Below are 3,243 nucleotides of genomic sequence, written 5' to 3'. Positions count from 1 at the left end.
ACTAGACCTCTTTGTAGGTCTTGTTGAATGAGTGTAAGACAAGCCCTCGGCCTATTAGTACCGGTCGGCTAGGCATCACTGCTGTACACCTCCGGCCTATCAACCCAGTGTTCTGCTGGGGGCCTTACCCACATACGTGGTGGGAAACCTCATCTTGAAACGTGCTTCCCGCTTAGATGCATTCAGCGGTTATCACTCCCGAACGTAGCTAACCAGCCGTGCCCCTGGCGGGACAACTGGCACACCAGAGGTTCGTCCATCCCGGTCCTCTCGTACTAGGGACAGCCTTTCTCAAGTTTCCTGCGCGCGCGGCGGATAGGGACCGAACTGTCTCACGACGTTCTAAACCCAGCTCGCGTGCCGCTTTAATGGGCGAACAGCCCAACCCTTGGGACCTACTCCAGCCCCAGGATGCGACGAGCCGACATCGAGGTGCCAAACCATCCCGTCGATATGGACTCTTGGGGAAGATCAGCCTGTTATCCCCGGGGTACCTTTTATCCGTTGAGCGACGCCGCTTCCACCTGCTGGCGCCGGATCACTAGTTCCGACTTTCGTCCCTGCTCGACATGTCTGTCTCACAGTCAAGCTCCCTTGTGCACTTACACTCAACACCTGATTGCCAACCAGGCTGAGGGAACCTTTGAGCGCCTCCGTTACATTTTAGGAGGCAACCGCCCCAGTTAAACTACCCATCAGGCACTGTCCCTGAACCAGATAATGGTCCTAGGTTAGACATCTAGTACGACCAGAGTGGTATTTCAACGATGACTCCACCCACACTGGCGTGTGGACTTCACAGTCTCCCACCTATCCTACACAAGCCGAACCAAACACCAATACCAAACTATAGTAAAGGTCCCGGGGTCTTTCCGTCCTGCCGCGCGTAACGAGCATCTTTACTCGTAGTGCAATTTCGCCGAGTCCACGGTTGAGACAGCGCCCAAGTCGTTACTCCATTCGTGCAGGTCGGAACTTACCCGACAAGGAATTTCGCTACCTTAGGATGGTTATAGTTACCACCGCCGTTTACTGGGGCTTAAGTTCTCAGCTTCGAGCTTACGCTCTAACCGGTCCCCTTAACCTTCCAGCACCGGGCAGGAGTCAGTCCGTATACATCGTCTTACAACTTCGCACGGACCTGTGTTTTTAGTAAACAGTCGCTTGGGCCTGGTCTCTGCGGCCATCAACGCTCCCCCAGCACGTGGGTTCACGCATCCGGCCCCCCTTCTCCCGAAGTTACGGGGGCATTTTGCCGAGTTCCTTAACCATGGTTCGCTCGATCGCCTTAGTATTCTCTACCTGATCACCTGAGTCGGTTTGGGGTACGGGCGGCGCATAGCTCGCTAGAGGTTTTTCTCGACAGCATAGGATCATCCACTTCGCCATTCGGCTCCCCATCAGATCTCAAGCTCGACATCAAAGTCAGAACGACGGATTTGCCTATCGTTCGCCCTACATCCTTAGCCGTACACAACCATCGGTACGGTTGGACTACCTTCCTGCGTCACCCCATCGCTTGACTACTACCAGTTCGGGTCCCACGCTACGCTCACACGCCTCGCCCCGAAGGGTCCGGTCACGTGAGTTTCAGATGGTTAGCATCACTAGGTTCGTCATGGGCGCTACTTTGCCGGTACGGGAATATCAACCCGTTGTCCATCGACTACGCCTGTCGGCCTCGCCTTAGGTCCCGACTTACCCAGGGCAGATTAGCTTGACCCTGGAACCCTTGATCATTCGGCGCACGTGTTTCTCACACGTGATTCGCTACTCATGCCTGCATTCTCACTCGTGTCGCATCCACCCCTGGATCACTCCGGAGCTTCACTCGCGACACGACGCTCCCCTACCCATCCACACACCTGAACCAACCTCGAAGGCGGCTTAGCTATATATGTGAATGCCATAGCTTCGGCGGATGACTTGAGCCCCGCTACATTGTCGGCGCGGAATCACTTGACCAGTGAGCTATTACGCACTCTTTCAAGGGTGGCTGCTTCCAAGCCAACCTCCTGGTTGTCACTGCGACTCCACATCCTTTTCCACTTAGTCACCGCTTAGGGGCCTTAGCTGATGGTCTGGGCTGTTTCCCTCTCGACTACGGAGCTTATCCCCCGCAGTCTCACTGCTGCGCTCTCACTTACCGGCATTCGGAGTTTGGCTAACGTCAGTAACCTGGTCGGGCCCATCGGCTATCCAGTGCTCTACCTCCGGCAAGAAACACACAACGCTGCACCTAAATGCATTTCGGGGAGAACCAGCTATCACGAAGTTTGATTGGCCTTTCACCCCTATCCACAGGTCATCCCCTCAGTTTTCAACCTAAGTGGGTTCGGTCCTCCACGCGGTCTTACCCGCGCTTCAACCTGCCCATGGATAGATCACTTCGCTTCGGGTCTTGATCGTGCTACTCAAACGCCCTATTCGGACTCGCTTTCGCTACGGCTTCCCCACACGGGTTAACCTCGCAACACAACGCAAACTCGCAGGCTCATTCTTCAAAAGGCACGCCGTCACCCCGCCACACAAGGTGGACAAAAGCTCCGACGGATTGTAGGCACACGGTTTCAGGTACTATTTCACTCCCCGCCAGGGGTACTTTTCACCTTTCCCTCACGGTACTTGTCCGCTATCGGTCATCAAGGAGTATTTAGGCTTAACGGGTGGTCCCGCCAGATTCACACGGAATTTCAGGGGTTCCGTGTTACTTGGGAAAACGCATCAGAGTCGCACACTTACACTTACGGGGCTATCACCCTCTACGGCGCCACTTTCCAATGGACTTCAACTTCACGCACGATTTCTTACTCTGTGACCACTCGGCAGAACGGTCCACACGCTCCCACAACCCCACACACACAACCCCTGCCGGGTATCACATGTGCATGGTTTAGCCTGATCCGATTTCGCTCGCCACTACTCTCGGAATCACTGTTGTTTTCTCTTCCTGTGGGTACTGAGATGTTTCACTTCCCCACGTTCCCTCCACACGCCCTATATATTCAGGCGCGGGTAACTGGACATGACTCCAGCTGGGTTCCCCCATTCGGACACCCCCGGATCACAGCTTGGTTGCCAACTCCCCAGGGCTTATCGCAGGCTCCTACGTCCTTCATCGGCTCTTGATGCCAAGGCATCCACCATGTGCCCTTCATAGCTTGTCTCACAAACACTCAACAAAAACTACAAAGACTAGAAATATTGCATCTACATGCACAACACACACACCCACCAACCCCC

The 3,243-nt window shown here is 54.8% G+C and carries 1 rRNA gene; it reads right to left on the bottom strand.

The window, feature by feature from the left end:
• Positions 1-34: 34 nt before the first annotated feature.
• Positions 35-3,167: ribosomal RNA gene (locus M3673_RS18675) — 23S ribosomal RNA — on the bottom strand.
• Positions 3,168-3,243 lie beyond the last annotated feature (76 nt).

It is taken from the genome of Nocardioides sp. P86 (assembly GCF_023712465.1).
GTDB classification, from domain to species: Bacteria; Actinomycetota; Actinomycetes; order Propionibacteriales; family Nocardioidaceae; genus Nocardioides; species Nocardioides kribbensis.
This window is presented reverse-complemented; position numbering and strand designations above follow the sequence as displayed.